Source organism: Streptomyces sp. NPDC050085 (genome assembly GCF_044460595.1).
In the GTDB taxonomy this organism is placed as follows: Bacteria; Actinomycetota; Actinomycetes; order Streptomycetales; family Streptomycetaceae; genus Streptomyces.
Genome location: NZ_JBITJZ010000001.1, coordinates 1,744,574 through 1,761,507, shown reverse-complemented (window position 1 = coordinate 1,761,507; position 16,934 = coordinate 1,744,574). Strand labels below are relative to the sequence as shown.

Genomic DNA, 16,934 nt, shown 5'->3' with positions numbered 1-16,934 from the left:
GTTGCTTCCTGATGATCGACGACGACTCTGTGGTCGCTGACGGCGGTGAGCCGACGGAGCTTGCGCAGCCTCGGTCGCCCTATAGCGAGCGACCCGTCGCGCGTGCCAGGCGGGCGAAGGCGCAGGAACTGATCGAGCGGCTCGTCGCCGAGAGACGCGTGCGGATCGCCGAGCCGGATGACGACGAGGTCGCGGAGTGGCGGCGCGTCGTCAATTATGCGAAGCGTCACGGCATGGAGCCGGCGGGCCGGCGTATCGAGAAGGTCCCTTACGGTGGGCCGGGGCTGGAGCTGTTCCTTGCGGACGGCCCGCATCCCAACGCGCGGAGTCAGCGGCCGAAGGCAGCCGGAGAACCAGCACCGGTTCCCGCACGCCTGGGACACCTGCATCCGGTGGTGGCGACGCTCAAAGACGATGAGATTCGGCTGGTGATGCCGCCTGCGTTGCGCCGCAGGGCGCTTCTGCTGCTGCAGGGGCTCGCGGCTGAGGCGGTACGGCGAGGGTATGAGGTGCGGAAGGCGGGGTCCGCCTTCCACCCGCGCGAGGGCGGAGTGGACGTCACTGTCGACGGCCTCGCGTACACCGTCTCCGCTAGGCAGGAGTTCCCAGAGTCCACGAATCCGGAGCGCTCTGCCCGTCTCGTCTTGGAGCTTGCCCACGGTCTGGGCGACAGGCCCGGTCGCTGGCGGGACCGGAAGAGCCGGACACTTGAAGAAGCCCTCGGCGTGATCCTCGGGGAGATTGAAGCGCGAGCCGCCCAGGACAATCAGCGTCGGCAGGATGAACAGCAGGCCATGGCAGAACGTGAGGTTCGTTGGCGGGCGGCCTTGGCTGTGGCGAAGCAACAAGCTGTTCGCGAACAACTTGCCCATGTGCTGCGTGAAGAGGCCAGAGGGTGGCAGGAAGCGGCCGCCCTCAGCGCGTACTGCGTGGCGCTGGAACGTCGTATCCAAGAACTGGACGGTACCGCGGACGAGCCGGCACTGGACTCAGCCCGACGCTGGTTGGAGTGGGCATGGGCATATGTAAAGTCGGTGGACCCTCTGAGTGGACTTCCCGGCATGCCCCGCACGCGTGAAGCCACGTCAGAGGAGCTTGAACCACACCTCAGGGGATGGAGCCCTCACGGACCGGAACGGCGTGGGCGAGGGTGATATGAGCCTGTTCTACTGCGCCTACGTGTGGCGCGACAGCCACCGAGACAGGAAGGAGTTCCGCAAGGCGTGGAACGGCCGACGCCCTGTCGGCAGTCCTGGTCGAAGCGATTACGTGAGGAAGCTGCTCCGGCCTGTCGTGACGCTCATTTGACGCTCGAAGCACCCGAAGGCTCCTCTGGCAGGTCGAAGAATGGCACCTGACCTGCAGGTATGCCATGTCCTTCGTGATGTGACGTGTTTCCGATGACGCATCATGTGGAGTGCGTGGCGATTCTTGAGCCTGCCGAGAAGGGCGCCTGACCTGCGGTTTCGCCGAGTGTGCATTATGTGCGCTGTGGGCGTTACGGGCGATATCTTGACGCATTTGCGACGCACGTGACGCACGTTTGACGTACGTTCCGATGGGGCATCAGGCGGCTGTTCGCGCAGGTGACGGTAGGTCGGGTATGACTGTCGGGGTTCCGGCTTTGCTGTCCCTTGGTGAAAATCCGCGGGTCATTGGTGGCGTTGAGGGCTCAGTAGGAGCAGGGCCCGTAGGGGCTCCAGTGGCCGAGGAAACGCTCGAGGGCGGCCCTACTGGCCTTCGGCGGCGTAGGCGGCTTCGGCGCTGAGGTGGACTCGGTGAGGTGTCGGAGGTACGCGTCCGTGAACGCGAGCCAGGCCACGGCGTTTGGTCTGCCTCAGCCTCTTCGAGGCCCTCGTCATCGCCAGACGCGTTCAGCCTCGGGGCTGGCTTCCTCGGCGACGCCTTCGGACTGCGCTCGGTGTTTCTGTGGGGGCTCGTCGTCCTCGTACTCGTCAACGGCATCGTCCTCACGCTCCTCCACCGCACCTACGCCACTGATGTGGCCCGCGTCCAGAACGCCCTGGAGAACCGGCGGCGGACGGCTCTCGGCAGATGGGGCGGGGAGAGTGTGAGGCGCGGCAGGCACCGGGGTCAGACCTGCGGCAGGGAGAAGGGGACGTGCCCGACGGCACGCCCGGTGGTGTCGAGGAGTCGGCCCATGCGTTTGCGGGAGTGGAGGAAGACGGTGCGGTCGCTGACCTTCAGATGCGGGAGGCGTTCCGCGAGGTGCGCTTCGAAGGGGTCGATGGCGTGCAGGCCGCGCAGCCAGACCATCACCAGCAGGTTGTCGGAACCGCTGACGGACACGGCCAGGCGCACCTCTTCCATCCGGGCCAGCGCGTTGCCCGTGGCTTCGAGGTGGGTGTGCGGGACCGCGGTGCGGTAGAGCACGACCGTCGAGAGCCCGGCGAGGGGGTGGGCCAAGTCGCAGCGGAAGGTGATGTCCCCGTCCCGGATCATCCGCTGAAGCCGGCGCCGGGCGGTGTGTTCGCTCATGCCGGTCGTGGCGCCCAGGTCGGTGTAGCCGAGGCGTCCGTCGCGGCCGAGGACTTCCAGGAGGGCTTGGTCCTCGGGCGGCGGTCGATGGTGCATGTGGGCGCTGTACGTGGTCGGGTGTGAGGTGCGCGCGGTGGAGAGCTCCGCGTGGCCGGAGGGCTCCATGGCCCGCATCCGCCAGTCGCCACCTTCGCTGTACAGCGTGATGCCGAGGCGCGTGCGAGTGGACCGTACGCCCTTCAGACCGCCGATCAGGCCGCGCACCGAGCGGCCGAGGGCGGGCAGGTCGGCCGCGACGACCGACGCCAGGAGATCGAAGTCGCCGGCCGTCTCGTCGACGCTGAAGACCCAGGGCATGTCGGCCAGGGCGGCGCCGACGGATTCCAGGGCCCGGGGCCGGCACCTCACCTCGACGTAGGCGACGGTGGCCGCCTTCGCGGAGTCGTACGCGCTGACCCAGGCCAGGCCGTTCGCGCGCAGTCGTTCCCAGCGGCGGGCCGCCGTGGTGGCGTCCACGCCGAGCGCCCGGCCGATCCGGGACCACGGTGCCCGGGGAGCGGCCTGGAGAGCATCGACGAGGGCCAGGTCCAGTTCGGAGAACGGAGCACCCCCGCCTGTCTCGCGGGAATCAGGTGCTGCGGCTCCTTCCGAGATGTTTTCCTGCAATTCTCCAGAGATTCCGGTCACGGACCGGATCGTAGGGGCACTTCCGGTCGATGCCCAGCCCCGGTCACCCGGAGCCGAAGGAGTGCCGCGTGTCTGCTCCGCCCTCGAAGTACACCCGGAGAACCGTCCGGATCACGATTGTCCTGCTGTTCACCGCCTGGCTGGTCGACTACGCCGACCGGCTCGTCATCAACCTGGCCCTGCCCTCCATCGGCGACGAGTTCGACGTGGGCCGCGGGCAGCAGGGCCTGGTCGTCTCGGCGTTCTTCCTCGCCTACGCCCTGTGCCAGATACCCGGCGGGCTGCTCGCCGACCGGCACGGCGCCCAGCGGGTCGTGCTCTGGGCGCTGCTGTCCTGGTCCGTGTTCACCGCACTGACCGGCTTCGCCTGGTCGTTCGCCGTTCTGCTGCTCATGCGGTTCGCGTTCGGCGCCGCCGAAGGCATCTTCCCGCCCTCCTCGATGAAGGTCCTCGTCGAGCGGACCACGCCGGCCGAGCGGATGGGCGCCAACGGCCTGATCATGAGCTCGAACGCCCTCGCCGGGGTCCTCACCCCGCTCCTCGTCGCGCCCCTGATCGCCGCTTTCGGCTGGCGCTCGGCGTTCTTCTCGACGGCGGCCCTCGGCGTCTTCGTCCTGGTGGCGATACGGGTGTGGCTCCCCGCTCCGCTGCCGCTCGTGGAGCCGGAGACCCGCGTCCCCCGGCGGCGCGCGGGGGGTGTCCTGCGCAAGGGCGTGATCTGGCGCTTCAGCGCCATGATGTTCGGCTACAGCTTGATCGTCTGGGGTCTCACCACCTGGATCCCCTCCTACGTCAGCGAAGAGTACGGCGTCTCCCTCACCTCGGCCGGGGCCCTCGTGGCGATCCCCGGCCTCGCCGCGACCGGCGCGATCGTCGTCGGGGGCCGGCTCGCGGACCGTCTTGGCGGCCACCACCGCAGGGTGATCGTGCCCGGCATGACGGTGGCTGCCGTCACGCTGCTCTTCATGGCCTTCGCGCCGACGCTCACCGGTTTCGTCGTCTTCGGCACGCTCGCCACGACCGCCGTCTCCCTCTGCTACATGCCGATCCTCGCCGTGCCGCTGGGCGGCCTCGCGCCCGAGGACGTCGGCGTGGGCAGCGGGGCGATCGTCTTCGGCGGCCAAGTGGCCGGCATGGTCGCCCCGCCCGTCATCGGCGCGCTCGCCGACGCCTTCTCCTTCAAGGTGGCCTTCGCCTCCCTGGTGCTCGGCGCGGCCATCGCACTCGTGATGGCACTCCTCACCCCGCAGGACGCCGTCTCCTTCCGGGCTGCCACCGGCGCGTCCGACCTGCCCACCTCTGCAAAGGAGCACTCATGACCACGGCCTCCGTCACGCGCCTGCTGTCCGGCTTCCCGGACCGACTGCCCGGCCTGCGCGCTCTCTACGAGGACCTGCACGCCCATCCCGAGCTGTCCTTCCAGGAGTTCCGTACGGCGGGAGTCGTCGCCGAGCGGCTGCGCAAGCAGGGCTGGGAGGTCACCGAGGGCGTCGGCGGCACCGGCGTTGTCGGGGTCCTGGCCAACGGCGAGGGCCCCGTGGTCCTGCTCCGCGCCGACATGGACGGGCTCCCGGTCAAGGAGCGGACGGGACTGCCGTACGCCTCCCAGGAGACGGCCGTCGACGGCGAGGGCAACAAAGTTCCCGTCATGCACGCCTGCGGCCACGACATGCACGTCACCTGTCTGCTCGGCGCGACCGCCCAACTCGCCGTCTCCAGTGCGCAATGGCGCGGCACGGTCGTCGCCGTGTTCCAGCCGGCCGAGGAGGTCGGCGGGGCACCGGCCATGATCGAGGACGGCTTCCTGGAGCGGTTCCCGCGCGCCGACGTCTGCCTCGGCCAGCACGTGTCCCCGGCCCCCGTCGGTCTCGTCGGTACCCGCCCCGGGCCGGTGATGGCCGCCTCCGACAGCCTGCGGGTGCGCCTGCACGGCCGCGGCGGACACGGCTCCACGCCCGAGACCACCGTCGATCCGATCGTCATGGCCGCCGCGGTCGTCATGCGGCTGCAGACGGTCGTCTCCCGGGAGGTGGGGGCGACGCAGACCGCCGTGGTGACCGTCGGTTCGCTGCACGCGGGCACCAAGGAGAACATCATCCCCGACACCGCCGACCTGCGGATCAACATCCGCTCCACGACGCCCGCGGTACGGGACCGGGTCCTGGCAGCCGTCGAACGGATCGTCCGCGCCGAGGCCGCCGCCTCCGGTGCACCCAAGGAACCCGAGATCACCGGATTCAACTCCTTCCCGGTCACCGTCAACGACGCCGCGGCCACCGGGGCGGTACTGGACGCGATCGCCGAAGTCCTGGGCAGGGAACGGGTGTTCACCCTGCCCGAACCCCTCACCGGCAGCGAGGACTTCGGCACCTTCGGCACGGCCCTCGAAGTCCCCTCGGTCTTCTGGCACTTCGGCGGCGCCGACCCGGCCCTCTTCCAGCACATCGACCCCGACACCCTGCTGACGGACGGCCTGCCCGACACGATTCCCGCCAACCACTCCCCGCACTTCGCCCTCGTACCCGAACCCACGATCCGCACCGGCGTGACGGCGCTGCTCGCGGCGGCAGCGCACTGGCTGTGTGCCGAGGGCGACGGCCCCCGCGACCGGCAGGAGCAGTGACATGCCCCTGGACCCGGACATCGCCGCCTTCCTGCGAAGCCTCCAGCAACTCGACGCCTCCGGGGGAGGGGAGAGCGACGCGGCACGAGCCAGAGCCCGGCTGCGGGCGCTGACCGTCGGCCGGCGCGACCCGGCCACCAGGCCCGAGGTCGCGGAGGTGGCCTCCACCGTGGTGGCCGGTTCCTCCCGGCCCGCGTCTTCCGGCCGCACACCGCGACGCCCGTGCCGACGGTGGTGTACCTGCACGGCGGCGGCTGGGTGGCCGGCGACCTCGACACACACGACGTGCATGCGCGGACCCTGTGCCGCGACATCGACGCCGTCGTGGTCAGCGTCGACTACCGGCTCGCGCCCGAGCATCGTTTCCCCGCCGCGGTCGACGACGCGTACTCCTCCCTGACCTGGATCGCACGGCACGTGGACGCGTTCGGCGGCGACCCCACCCGGCTGGCCGCCCAACTGCTGGTCTACCCGAGCACGGACATGGTCGCCGGGTACCCGTCGCGGGCCGAGAACGGCGAAGGCTACTTCCTCACCACCACGGAAGTGCACTGGTTCTTCGAGCAGTACCTCGGCGTCAGTGGCTCCGATCCCGCCTCCGCCGCATTCGGCGCCGACCCGCGGGTCGCACCCCTGCGGGCGAAGGATCCGGCCGGGCTCGCTCCGGCCGTCGTGGCCACCGCGGAGTACGACCCGCTGCGCGACGAGGGGGACGCGTATGCCGAAGCGCTGCGGTGGTCCGGCGTACGCGTCGAACACCGGCGGTTCGGCGGCCTCGTCCACGGCTTCTACGGCATGGGCCACCTCAGCCCTGCCGCAGGGGAGGCGACGACCTGGATCAACACCGCACTCAAACGGTTGATCGGCTGACACGGTCAGCCACCGCCACGAGGCCGACTGCCACCCCCTCCCTCTCCCTCCCCTCATCCGAAAGGGACGTCCGCAATGAACTCGAACGCCTCCAGCACCGATCTCGATCTCGTCTACCTGAGCGCCACCGAGGCGCGACGGCTCTTCGACGCTCGCGAACTCTCCCCGGTGGAGCTGATGCACGCGGTCATCGACCGCGCGGAACAGACCGAACCGGTCGTCAACGCCTTCACCGAGCAGTTCTTCGACGAGGCACTCGAACAGGCCCGGCACGCCGAGGACCGCTTCCTCGGCAAGGGCGGACTGACGCCGCGCCCGCTGGAAGGCATCCCGGTCGCCACCAAGGAGAAGCACGCCATCGCCGGGCGCTCCCTCACTGAGGGGTCCCTCGTCAACGTCGGCAACACGGCGAGCGAGAACGCCCCGGTGATCGACCGGATCCTGGACGCGGGCGGCATCATCCATGCCCGCACCGCCACCCCCGAGTTCTCCATCGCCACCTTCACCCACAGCCGCCTGTGGGGTGTCACCCGCAATCCGTGGAACCCCGAGTTCACCCCCGGCGGCTCGTCCGGAGGCGCCGGCGCCTCCCTCGCCGCCGGTACCGCACTGCTCGCCTCCGCGTCCGACATCGGCGGCTCGACCCGTATCCCCGCCGCCTTCACCGGAACCGTCGGCTACAAGGCCCCGTACGGCCGGATTCCCGGCGTGGCACCGCTGTCCGCCGACCACTACCGCGGTGACGGCCCCATGGCGCGGACCGTGGACGACTGCATCACCTTCGCCAACGTCCTGGTCGGTCCGGACCCGCGCGACCATGTGTCGCTGCGTCCGAAGCTCGTCCTGCCGGCCGAGTACGAAGCGGTCACGGGGATGCGCATCGCCTTGTGCCTCCGGCTGGGCGCCTACGACGTCCACCCGGAGATCGAGGCCAACACCCGCGCCGTCGCCCGCGCCCTCACCGACGCCGGCGCGATCGTCGAGGAGATCGAACTCCCGTGGACCAAGGACGACCTCCTCATCAGCGGCGCGGGACACTTCTCCACCATCTTCGGCGCCCTCGTCCGGGAGATCGAAGCGCAGCACCGCGACCAGATGTCGCCGTACGCGGCAGCCTTCGCCGACACCATGGCAGTCGCCCGTGAGCAGGTCACCTACCTCGACGGCCTGCGAGTCGAGACCCGGCTGCAGCGCGAACTGGGCGAGGCGATGGCCCCCTTCGGCGCCCTGATCTGCCCGACCACGGCCGTCCCGGGACAGCCCGCTGGAGACGACCTCCTGGGCCGCCTGGTGGTGAACGGCGAGGACCACGGCGAGCCGCTGTGGGCGGCGATGACCCTGCCCTTCAACATCAGCAACCGCTGCCCCGTCCTCAACGTGCCCAGCGGCCACTCCAGTTGGGGCCTTCCGACCGGCGTCCAGATCGTCGGCCACACCTACGACGACCCGACCGTCTTCCGTATCGGCAAGGCACTGGAGCAACTCCACCCCTGGGCCTACACCCCGAACCACCGGCCGACCGCTCTGCCAACGCCTCTCGTACAGTCGGCCGCCGGTTGATCGTCGGCCTTGCCGGGCCTTCGCTGTCCAGGACCAGAGCGCCGCTCAGGCGGCCGCCCCAGCACCGGAAGAGGAGGCGGCCCCGGGGAGCTTGGCCTGCTTGACGACCACGGCTCTCGGATCTGCCCGGCCGCTGCGCGGGTCCAAGTCGGCGATCAGCTCGTCCAGGTCGTCGCGCTCGATCTGACGTCATGGCGCCTTCTCCAGATACGCGGGTACGCCGCGCTTGCCGACCTGCTCACGTGGTGAGCCGGAGGTGTGTTCGCACTGGGCTGGAACGTGCGTCAAGAGATCGCACGTAATGCCCACAGCGCACATCAATCCAGGGTCCGTTTTGTTCCTGGTGCACCGATGAACTGCGGCTTCCTTGCACATGTTTTTGATTCACATCATTTCGATGACGCATCATGCGGAGTGCGTCGCGATCCTGGAGCCGGCTGAGAAGGGCAACTGACCCGCGCGTCGCGTGAGCGTCGCCCCCTGGGGGATGACGTCGGGGTCCACACGGCTAGGGTGTGGCGCCTTACTCGGCGGATCACTCCCCTGAAGAGATGGGACCGGTGCTCATGGACGCGGATCACGTGTGGCTGGTCGTCGCGGCGCAGCGCGGTGATCAGCGGGCGCGCGAGGAGCTCGTGTCCGCATATCTGCCGTTGTTGTACAACATCGTCGGGCGGGCGCTGGGCGGCCATGCCGACGTGGACGACGTCGTCCAGGAGACGCTGCTGCGCGCGGTACGCGACCTGCCCGCCCTGCGGGCCCCGGAGAGCTTCCGGTCGTGGCTGGTGTCGATCACGCTCCGGCAGATCAACACGTACTGGCAGCGGCAGCGCACCCTCGCCGACCGGACCACGCTCATCGACGAGGCGCTCCCGGTGCCGGACGCCGCTGCCCCTCTGGAGGACATGACGATCCTGCGGCTGCGCATGTCGGACGAGCGCGGACAGGCGGTCGAAGCCGGTCGTTGGCTCGACGCGGAACACCGGGTGCTGCTTTCGCTGTGGTGGCAGGAGTGCGCCGGGCTGCTCAGCCGCCAGGACATCGCCGACGCGACGGGGAGCAGCGTCGCCCACACCGGGGTCCGCCTGCACCGCATGCGTGAGCAGCTGGAACTGAGCCGGACGATCGTCGCCGCGCTGGCGGCGCAGCCGCGCTGTCCGGGCCTGAGCGCGACCGTCTCCGACTGGGACGGTGCGCGAACGTCCGTGTGGCGCAAGCGGATCGCCCGGCACACGCGTGACTGCGCGACATGTACGGCGACGGCCGTCGAGCGGGTTCCGGCCGAGTTGCTCCTGGCCGGCCTCACGCCGCTGGCCGTACCGGCGGCACTCGTCGGGGCGCTGATCGCGAAGGGCCTGCTGTCGGGTTCGGCGGTGGCGACGGCATCGATGACGGCATCGACGACGGCAGCGACCGCGAGCGCTACCGGTACGGCGGCCGGGGGCGGCGGCGCCGTGTTCGGCAAGGTCAGCGCGCTGACCGCCCATCCGATCGCGACGCTCGCCACCGGCGCGGTGCTCGTCACCGGGACGGCCACGTACGTCGCCTGGCCCGAACCGGAGCACCGGGCGCCCCGTGCCGTCGCCGCGCCGACGGCCGGTACGAGCACCCCGGCTCCAGCGGCCACGCCATCGCCGTCGCCCTCGGGTCCGGCCGTGGTTCCGCTGGGCCTGCGGTCCCTCGAATCCGTGGACCGGCCCGGCCGGTTCCTCGCGTACGCCGGTGACTTCGCGACGCTCGGCAGCGTTGCGGCCACCTTCACCGTCAGCAAGGGGCTCGCGGACAGCCGGTGTGTCACGTTCCGGGCGGCCGACGGCCGGTATCTGCGCCACTACGAGCTGCGGCTGCGGCTGAGCGCCGACGACGGCAGTCGGCTGTTCCGGGAGGACGCCACCTTCTGCCCGCGCCCCGGGACGGTCGACGGATCGGTGACCCTGCACGCGCACAACTACCCGGGCTCCGCCCTGCGGCCCCGTGACGGATCGATCCGCCTCGACGGCTCCAACGGCACGCGGGCCTTCACCGGCCAGGCCTCTTTCGTCGTCCGCGCGCCGCTGACGTGAGAAGCGGGATCCGCTGACTTCAGAAGTGGGCCCCGGATTACGCTTTTCCGCTGCGAGATCCGTCACCGCGTGGGTGCGCATGTTTTTCGTTATGCCGTCCCACCTTCCCCAGCCTCCTCTTCAGGGTGCCGCTTCACCGGCGTCCCCGCTGATCCATCCCCTGAAGAAGGCCACTCCCCATGACCAGAAACACCGACGAACCCCGCAAGGGCCTGCACCGGCTCCGCCGGCCCCGCCGGACGTTGACGATCGGGCTGACCGGCTGCGCGCTGGTGGCCGGAGTCGTGACCCTGCTCCCCAACTCCGCCGGGGCCGCGAGCCTGGAGGACGAGGCGTCCGCGTCGGGCCGGTACTTCGGCACCGCGATAGCCGCAGGGCGGCTGGGCGACTCGACGTACACGTCGATCGCCGACCGGGAGTTCAACATGATCACCCCGGAGAACGAGATGAAGTGGGACGCGGTGGAGCCGTCCCGCGGGAACTTCCAGTTCGCGGCCGCCGACAAGATCGTCAACCGGGCCCTGGAGCACGGCCAGCGACTGCGCGGCCACACCACGGTGTGGCACTCCCAGCTGCCGGACTGGGTCAAGGCGATCGGCGACCCGAACACCCTGCGCAGCGTCACGAACAACCACATCAAGACCACGATCGGCCGCTACAAGGGCAAGATCTACGCCTGGGACGTCGTCAACGAGGCCTTCCAGGACGGCCCCAGTGGCGCGCTGCGCGATTCGGTGTTCAAGAAGGTGCTCGGCAGCGGCTTCATCGAGGAGGCGTTCCGCACCGCCCGCGCGGCCGACCCGGCCGCGAAGCTCTGCTACAACGACTACAACATCGAGGACTGGTCGGCCGCCAAGACCCAGGGCGTGTACCGCCTGGTCAAGGACTTCAAGGCGCGCGGTGTCCCCATCGACTGCGTCGGCTTCCAGAGCCACTTCGGGACGGACGGCCCGCCGGCCAGTTTCCAGACGACGCTCGCGAACTTCGCCGCCCTCGGTGTCGACGTGCAGATCACCGAGCTGGACATCGCCCAGGCGTCTCCCGCGCACTACACGAGTGCGGTCAACGCCTGCCTCGGCGTGAAGCGTTGCACCGGCATCACGGTGTGGGGCGTCCGCGACAGCGACTCGTGGCGCGCGGACGAGAAGCCGCTGCTGTTCGACGCGGCCGGCAAGCCGAAGCCCGCGTACGACGCCGTCAAGAAGGCGTTCGGCGCCGGGGCCGGTACGACCCCGGCCGACCCGGGTGACGGCACCGGCCGGATCAAGGGCGCGGCCTCCGGCCGCTGCATCGACGTACCCGACTCCTCGACGGCCAACGGCACTCAGGTACAGCTGAAGGACTGCGACGGGCAGTCCCACCAGAGCTGGACGCACACCGCCGCCAAGCAGCTGAAGGTGTTCGGCAACAAGTGCCTGGACGCGAAGGCGAAGGGCACGGCGAACGGCACCGAGGTGGTCATCTGGGACTGCAACACCGGCACGAACCAGCAGTGGAACGTCAACGCCAACGGCTCGATCTCCGGCGTCCAGTCCGGCAAGTGCCTCGACGCGGTCGGTGCCGGCACGTCCAACGGCACCAAGATCCAGCTGTACACCTGTGCCGGCGTCGACAACCAGAAGTGGTCCGCCCCCTCCGGGTCGGCCGGTGGCGCGTGCACGCTGCCGTCCACGTACAAGTGGAGCTCGACCGGCGCCCTCGCGCAGCCGGCCAACGGCTGGGCCTCGCTGAAGGACTTCACCCACGTCACGTACAACGGCAAGCACCTCGTCTACGGGTCCCTGTCGACCGGCACCTCGTACGGCTCGATGGCGTTCGCCCCGTTCAGCGACTGGTCGGACATGGGCAAGGCCACGCAGACGAAGATGAGCCAGAACGCGGTCGCGCCCACCCTCTTCTACTTCGCGCCCAAGAAGATCTGGGTCCTCACCTACCAGTGGGGGGCCTCGCCCTTCAGCTACCGCACCTCGGCCGACCCGACCAACCCCAACGGCTGGTCCGCGCCGCAGGCCCTGTTCACCGGCAAGCTGCCCGACGCCGGCACCGGTCCGATCGACCAGACGCTGATCGGCGACGACCAGAACATGTACCTCTTCTTCGCCGGTGACAACGGCAAGATCTACCGGGCGTCCATGCCGATCGGGAACTTCCCCGGCAACTTCGGCTCGTCGTACACGACGGTCATGAGCGACACGGTCAAGAACCTCTTCGAGGCACCGCAGGTCTACAAGGTCCAGGGCCAGAACCAGTACCTGATGATCGTCGAGGCGCGGGGCGCGAACGAGAACCGCTACTTCCGCTCCTTCACGGCGACCAGCCTGAACGGCACCTGGACCCCGCAGGCCGCCACCGAGTCCAACCCCTTCGCGGGCAAGGCCAACAGCGGTGCGACCTGGACCAACGACATCAGCCACGGCGACCTGATCCGCTCCAACCCGGACCAGACCATGACCGTCGACCCGTGCCACCTGCAGCTGCTCTACCAGGGCAAGGACCCGAAGTCGAACGCCCCCTACGACGCGCTGCCCTACCGGCCGGGTGTGCTGACTCTGCAGCGCTGAGCCGCTTCTCAGAAAGCCACAGACAGCTATTCGCAAGGAGCACAGCCCCCATGAACACCCCTCCCCCCACCCGCACGGGCTCCCGGCGGCGCGGTCTGCACCGTCGCCGCCGGGGCGCCATCGCCCTGCTGCTCGCGGTGCCCGCCGCGGCCGTGCCGTACCTGCTCCTCACGCAGGACGACTCCGAGGCGGCGAAGGCCCGGACGTCCGCGGCAGCACCGTACGCATGGAAGAACGCGCAGACCGTCGGCGGCGGCTACGTCCCTGGCCTCGTCTTCAACCAGCGTGAGCGAGGTCTGCTGTACGCCCGTACCGACATGGGCGGCGCGTACCGCTGGGACACCGGCGCCAAGAAGTGGATCCCGCTGACCGACTGGCTCGGCGAGAAGGACTGGAACCTGCTCGGTATCGACTCCCTCGCCACCGACCCCGTCGACCCCGACCGGCTCTACCTCGGCGCGGGCACGTACACCAACGACTGGGCGGGCAACGGCGCGATCCTGCGCTCCACCGACCGCGGCCGCACCTTCCAGCGCACCGAGCTGCCCTTCAAGATCGGCGGCAACGAGGACGGCCGCGGCGCAGGCGAACGCCTCGTCGTCGACCCCTCGGACAACGCGAACCTGCTCCTCGGCTCCCGCAAGAACGGGCTGTGGCGGTCCACCGACCACGGTGCGACCTGGCGCCAGGTCGAGTCCTTCCCGGTGAAGGACGGGGCGGGCAGCGGCGCCGGCATCTCGTTCGTGACGTACGGGCCGAAGGGCAGCGGCACCGTGTACGTCGGTGTCGCCGACAAGGCCAGGTCCCTGTACCGGTCGACCGACGGCGGTGCCACCTGGCAGGCGGTCGCCGGGCAGCCGACCGGTCAACTGCCGCAGCACGGTGTCGTCACGGGCGACGGCACGCTCTATGTGACGTACACCGACAACCTCGGGCCCAACGGCGTCACCGGCGGGTCCGTCCACAAGTACACCCCGAACAGCGGCAGTTGGCGGGACGTGTCCCCCACGAAGGGCGGTTACGGCTTCTCGGGGCTCGCGGTCGACCCGCGCAAGCCGTCCACGGTGATGGTCACGACGCTGGACCGCTGGTACCCCGAGGACGAGATCTACCGCACCACGGACGGCGGTTCGACCTGGAAGGCCCTCGCCGGCAAGGCCGTACGGAACGCCTCCGGCGCGCCGTACGTCGGCACCCACACCGGTCACTGGATGACGGCCCTCGCGATCGACCCGTTCGACTCAGGACACGTGCTGTACGGCACCGGCAACGGGATCTGGCGGAGCCAGGACGCCGACGCCGCCACGAGCCACTGGACCGTAGGGGCCAAGGGACTCGAGGAGACGGCGATCCTCGACGCCATCGCCCCGCCCGGCGGCGCTGCCGTCCTGACCGCCATGGGCGACCAGGGCGGATTCCGCCACACCGACCTGACGCGGGTGCCGGCCGGACGCATGACGAACCCGCTGATGAGCAACAGCACCGACATCGACTACGCCGAGAAGAAGCCGTCGGTGATGGCGCGCGTCGGTACGGGCGGCAAGCAGGACGGCGCCTACTCCACCGACGGCGGTGCCACCTGGAAGGGCTTCGCCGCCGAACCGGTGGCCGGCGCCCACAGCGGCCGTATCGCCCTCGCGGCGGACGGCTCCACCCTGGTGTGGACCCAGGCCGGGCAGTCCCCGTACCGCTCGACGGACAAGGGAGCGACCTGGACGAAGGTGCGGGGGCTCGGCACGGGGGCAGAGGTCGTCGCCGACCGTTCCTCGGCCCGCACCTTCTACTCCCTGACCGGCGGCACCCTCTACGCCAGCACCGACGGCGGCGCGACCTTCACGGCTCGCGGGACCGGCCTGCCCGCCGACGGCCGCCTCAAGGCCCTCCCGGGCCGGGCCGGCGACCTGTGGATCACGGGCGGCGGCAAGGGCCTGCTCCACTCCACGGACGGTGGCCGCACGTTCACCCGGCTCACCTCGGTGACGTCCGCCTCGGCGGTCGGCTTCGGCAAGGCCGCGCCGCGCGCCTCGTACCAGACGCTGTACCTGATCGGCACGGTCAAGGGCGTCACCGGTGTCTTCCGCTCCACCGACAAGGGCGCCACCTGGGCCCGCGTCAACGACGACGCCCACCAGTGGGGCGCCATCGGCAGCCAGGGCGTCGTCACCGGCGACCCCGACACGTACGGCCGTGTCTACGTCGGCACCAACGGCCGCGGCCTCCAGTACGGCGATCCGTCCTGATCCCTGTGCGTCGCCTGTTCCCTGCGCGTCACCTGTGACAGCGCCACCGCCGCTCCGGCCGGCGGTGGCGCTGTGCCGGGCCGCGGGCGGATGGACTCGGAGCCATTGGGCAGCCGCTCGCTCCGCCTACTGTTCGGGTGCGTCGGTAGTGGTTGCGCCGCCGCGGTAGGGCGTGTCGCCGGGGGGTCGGCCCGCGGCCATCTCCGTTTTGGCGAGGGTGAGTTGGAGCCAGGCGATGTAGGCGGCGGTGTTGCTGTAGCCGAACTCGTGGGCCGCGAGCTGGACGGTGCGGGCCCACGGCAGGTCGATCTCGGGGACCGGATCGAGGCCGACGGTGGTGAAGTCCATCCAGCCGGGTTCGCGGAGCTGGGCGAGCCGGTAGTCGAGTTCGGTGCGCAGGATGTCGCGGGTGATGTCGGGGCCGAGCTGCCCGGCGAAGAGGAACCGGAGCTTGAAGTCGGGGTCCATGGGGCGCGGTGAGGGTTCGTACGGGGAGCGCGCCCAGGTGAGGAGTTCGTCGCGGCCCGCGTCGGTGAGCCGGTAGATCTTGGCGTCGGGTTTCCCGTCGCGGGGGTCGACCTCGAACTCCGCCCAGCCGTTGGCGACGAGGCGGGGCAGGACGCGGTAGATCTGGGGCAACTGCACGCCGTAGCCGATGTACTTGCCCGGGCCGTCCATCCACTTGCGCATGTCGTAGCCCGAGAACGGGCGCAGGGCCAGCAGGCCGAGAAGGACGTGTTCCAGACGCATGACGGTTCCTCAACGAAGCGGGGCGCGGGGCGGGCGGGGCGAAGAGCGGCTCACCGTAGCTCATCCGCCGGGCGGGTCCTGGCGTCCTGGGTGAGGTCGCGGGCGATGCGGAAGCCGCAGTTGCCGGCGGAGGACTCGGGGGTGTTGGCGGAGCGGGCGGCGAGCCGGTAGCGGTTGCAGTAGCTGTCGTGGCAGAGGTACGAGCCGCCGCGGGTGACGCGGGCGGTGCCGGTGCGCGGACCGAGCGGGTCGTGGCGGGGCGAGCGGCGGTAGTAGGCCGGGGAGAACCAGTCGGCGCACCATTCCCACACGTTGCCGGCCGTCTCGTACAGGCCGTGGTCGTTGGGCGGGTAGGAGCGCACGGGCGCGGTGGTGAGGTGGCCGTCGCTCAGGGTGTTGTGGGTGGGAAAGGTGCCGTGCCAGATGTTGCACCGGTCCTCGCCGTCGGGGGTGAGCGCGTCGTCCCAGGGATAGCGTCGGCCGCGGTGCCCGCCCCGGGCCGCGTACTCCCATTCGGCCTCGGTGGGCAGGCGGGCGCCGCTCCACCGGCAGTAGGCGAGCGCGTCGTCCCAGGACACGTGCACGACCGGGTGGTCCGGGATCTCCTCCCAGTGGGAGAGCGGTCCCGCGGGGTGGGCCCAGTCGGCGCCGGCGACGTCGAGCCACCAGGGGGTGCGGGGAGCGCGCCCCAGGACGTCCCGGGCGCGGGCGCGCAGCGCGAGGTGGAAGACCGCGGACGAGCCGTAGCGCTCGGCGTCCGTGCGATGGCCGGTCGCGGCGGCGAAGGCGGCGAACTGGGCGTTGGTGACCGCGGTGGCGGCGATGGCGAAGGGGGAGAGCTCCACGCGGTGCACGGGCTGTTCCCCGTCCGAGGGGTAGCCCTCACCGAAGGAGTCGCCCATGAGGAACTCCCCGCCGGGAAGGTCCACGAGCTCCGGCCGCCCGGCGGGGTGTGCGTGGACCGGGGCCGGCACGGACGGCACCGGCAGGAGCGCCGTGCGCTCGTGCCCGGCCGGGCGGCCCGGGGCGCAGCAATCGTCCATGATGGGCCACTCCTCGTCGCCGTGTGCACTCCACTCCA

At 70.4% G+C, this 16,934-nt stretch carries 10 protein-coding genes and 1 pseudogene; 8 read left to right on the top strand and 3 right to left on the bottom strand.

Translation table 11 applies throughout. The features are described from left to right. Positions 1-11 precede the first annotated feature (11 nt). Positions 12-1,154: a hypothetical protein gene (locus ACIBUY_RS07625; RefSeq protein WP_399152076.1), complete on the top strand. Its 1,143-nt coding sequence runs from the start codon at positions 12-14 to the stop codon at positions 1,152-1,154. A 940-nt stretch (positions 1,155-2,094) separates the two neighbouring features. On the opposite strand, the gene ACIBUY_RS07620 is transcribed toward ACIBUY_RS07625, so the two are convergent. Further along, a complete protein-coding gene (locus ACIBUY_RS07620; protein ID WP_365566471.1) occupies positions 2,095-3,186 on the bottom strand; it encodes an Lrp/AsnC family transcriptional regulator in 1,092 nt (363 codons plus the stop codon). A 68-nt stretch (positions 3,187-3,254) separates the two neighbouring features. On the opposite strand from ACIBUY_RS07620, the gene ACIBUY_RS07615 reads away from it, so the two are divergent. From ACIBUY_RS07615 to ACIBUY_RS07585, 7 genes and pseudogenes are all read left to right on the top strand, one after another. Beyond that, positions 3,255-4,505 carry an MFS transporter gene (locus tag ACIBUY_RS07615; RefSeq protein WP_365566470.1) on the top strand — a complete coding sequence of 417 codons (1,251 nt, stop codon included), beginning with the start codon at positions 3,255-3,257 and terminating at the stop codon, positions 4,503-4,505. After that, positions 4,502-5,809, top strand: a complete 1,308-nt coding sequence (locus tag ACIBUY_RS07610) for an amidohydrolase (RefSeq protein ID WP_399152075.1) — start codon at positions 4,502-4,504, stop codon at positions 5,807-5,809. The genes ACIBUY_RS07615 and ACIBUY_RS07610 overlap by 4 nt, the downstream gene beginning before the upstream one ends. 207 nt (positions 5,810-6,016) lie before the next feature. Continuing rightward, a pseudogene (locus ACIBUY_RS07605) lies at positions 6,017-6,679 on the top strand (alpha/beta hydrolase); the annotation flags it as partial. A 75-nt stretch (positions 6,680-6,754) separates the two neighbouring features. Continuing rightward, positions 6,755-8,239 carry an amidase gene (locus ACIBUY_RS07600; protein WP_399152074.1) on the top strand — a complete coding sequence of 495 codons (1,485 nt, stop codon included), beginning with the start codon at positions 6,755-6,757 and terminating at the stop codon, positions 8,237-8,239. Between the two features lie 551 nt (positions 8,240-8,790). Further along, positions 8,791-10,302 carry a sigma-70 family RNA polymerase sigma factor gene (locus tag ACIBUY_RS07595; protein ID WP_365566467.1) on the top strand — a complete coding sequence of 504 codons (1,512 nt, stop codon included), beginning with the start codon at positions 8,791-8,793 and terminating at the stop codon, positions 10,300-10,302. A gap of 179 nt (positions 10,303-10,481) precedes the next feature. Continuing rightward, complete coding sequence (locus ACIBUY_RS07590) at positions 10,482-12,863, top strand: non-reducing end alpha-L-arabinofuranosidase family hydrolase (protein WP_399152073.1); 2,382 nt, start codon at positions 10,482-10,484, stop codon at positions 12,861-12,863. A 50-nt stretch (positions 12,864-12,913) separates the two neighbouring features. Continuing rightward, entirely contained in the window at positions 12,914-15,103 is a 2,190-nt protein-coding gene (locus ACIBUY_RS07585) for a carbohydrate-binding protein (protein WP_399152072.1), read from the top strand. 126 nt (positions 15,104-15,229) lie between these two features. Here the strand turns inward: ACIBUY_RS07585 and ACIBUY_RS07580 are convergent, their stop codons facing one another. Next, the gene (locus tag ACIBUY_RS07580) at positions 15,230-15,853 is read right to left on the bottom strand and encodes a PadR family transcriptional regulator (protein ID WP_365566464.1); all 624 of its coding nucleotides are present in this window, start codon (positions 15,851-15,853) and stop codon (positions 15,230-15,232) included. A gap of 50 nt (positions 15,854-15,903) precedes the next feature. After that, complete coding sequence (locus ACIBUY_RS07575) at positions 15,904-16,896, bottom strand: formylglycine-generating enzyme family protein (RefSeq protein ID WP_399152071.1); 993 nt, start codon at positions 16,894-16,896, stop codon at positions 15,904-15,906. Positions 16,897-16,934 lie beyond the last annotated feature (38 nt).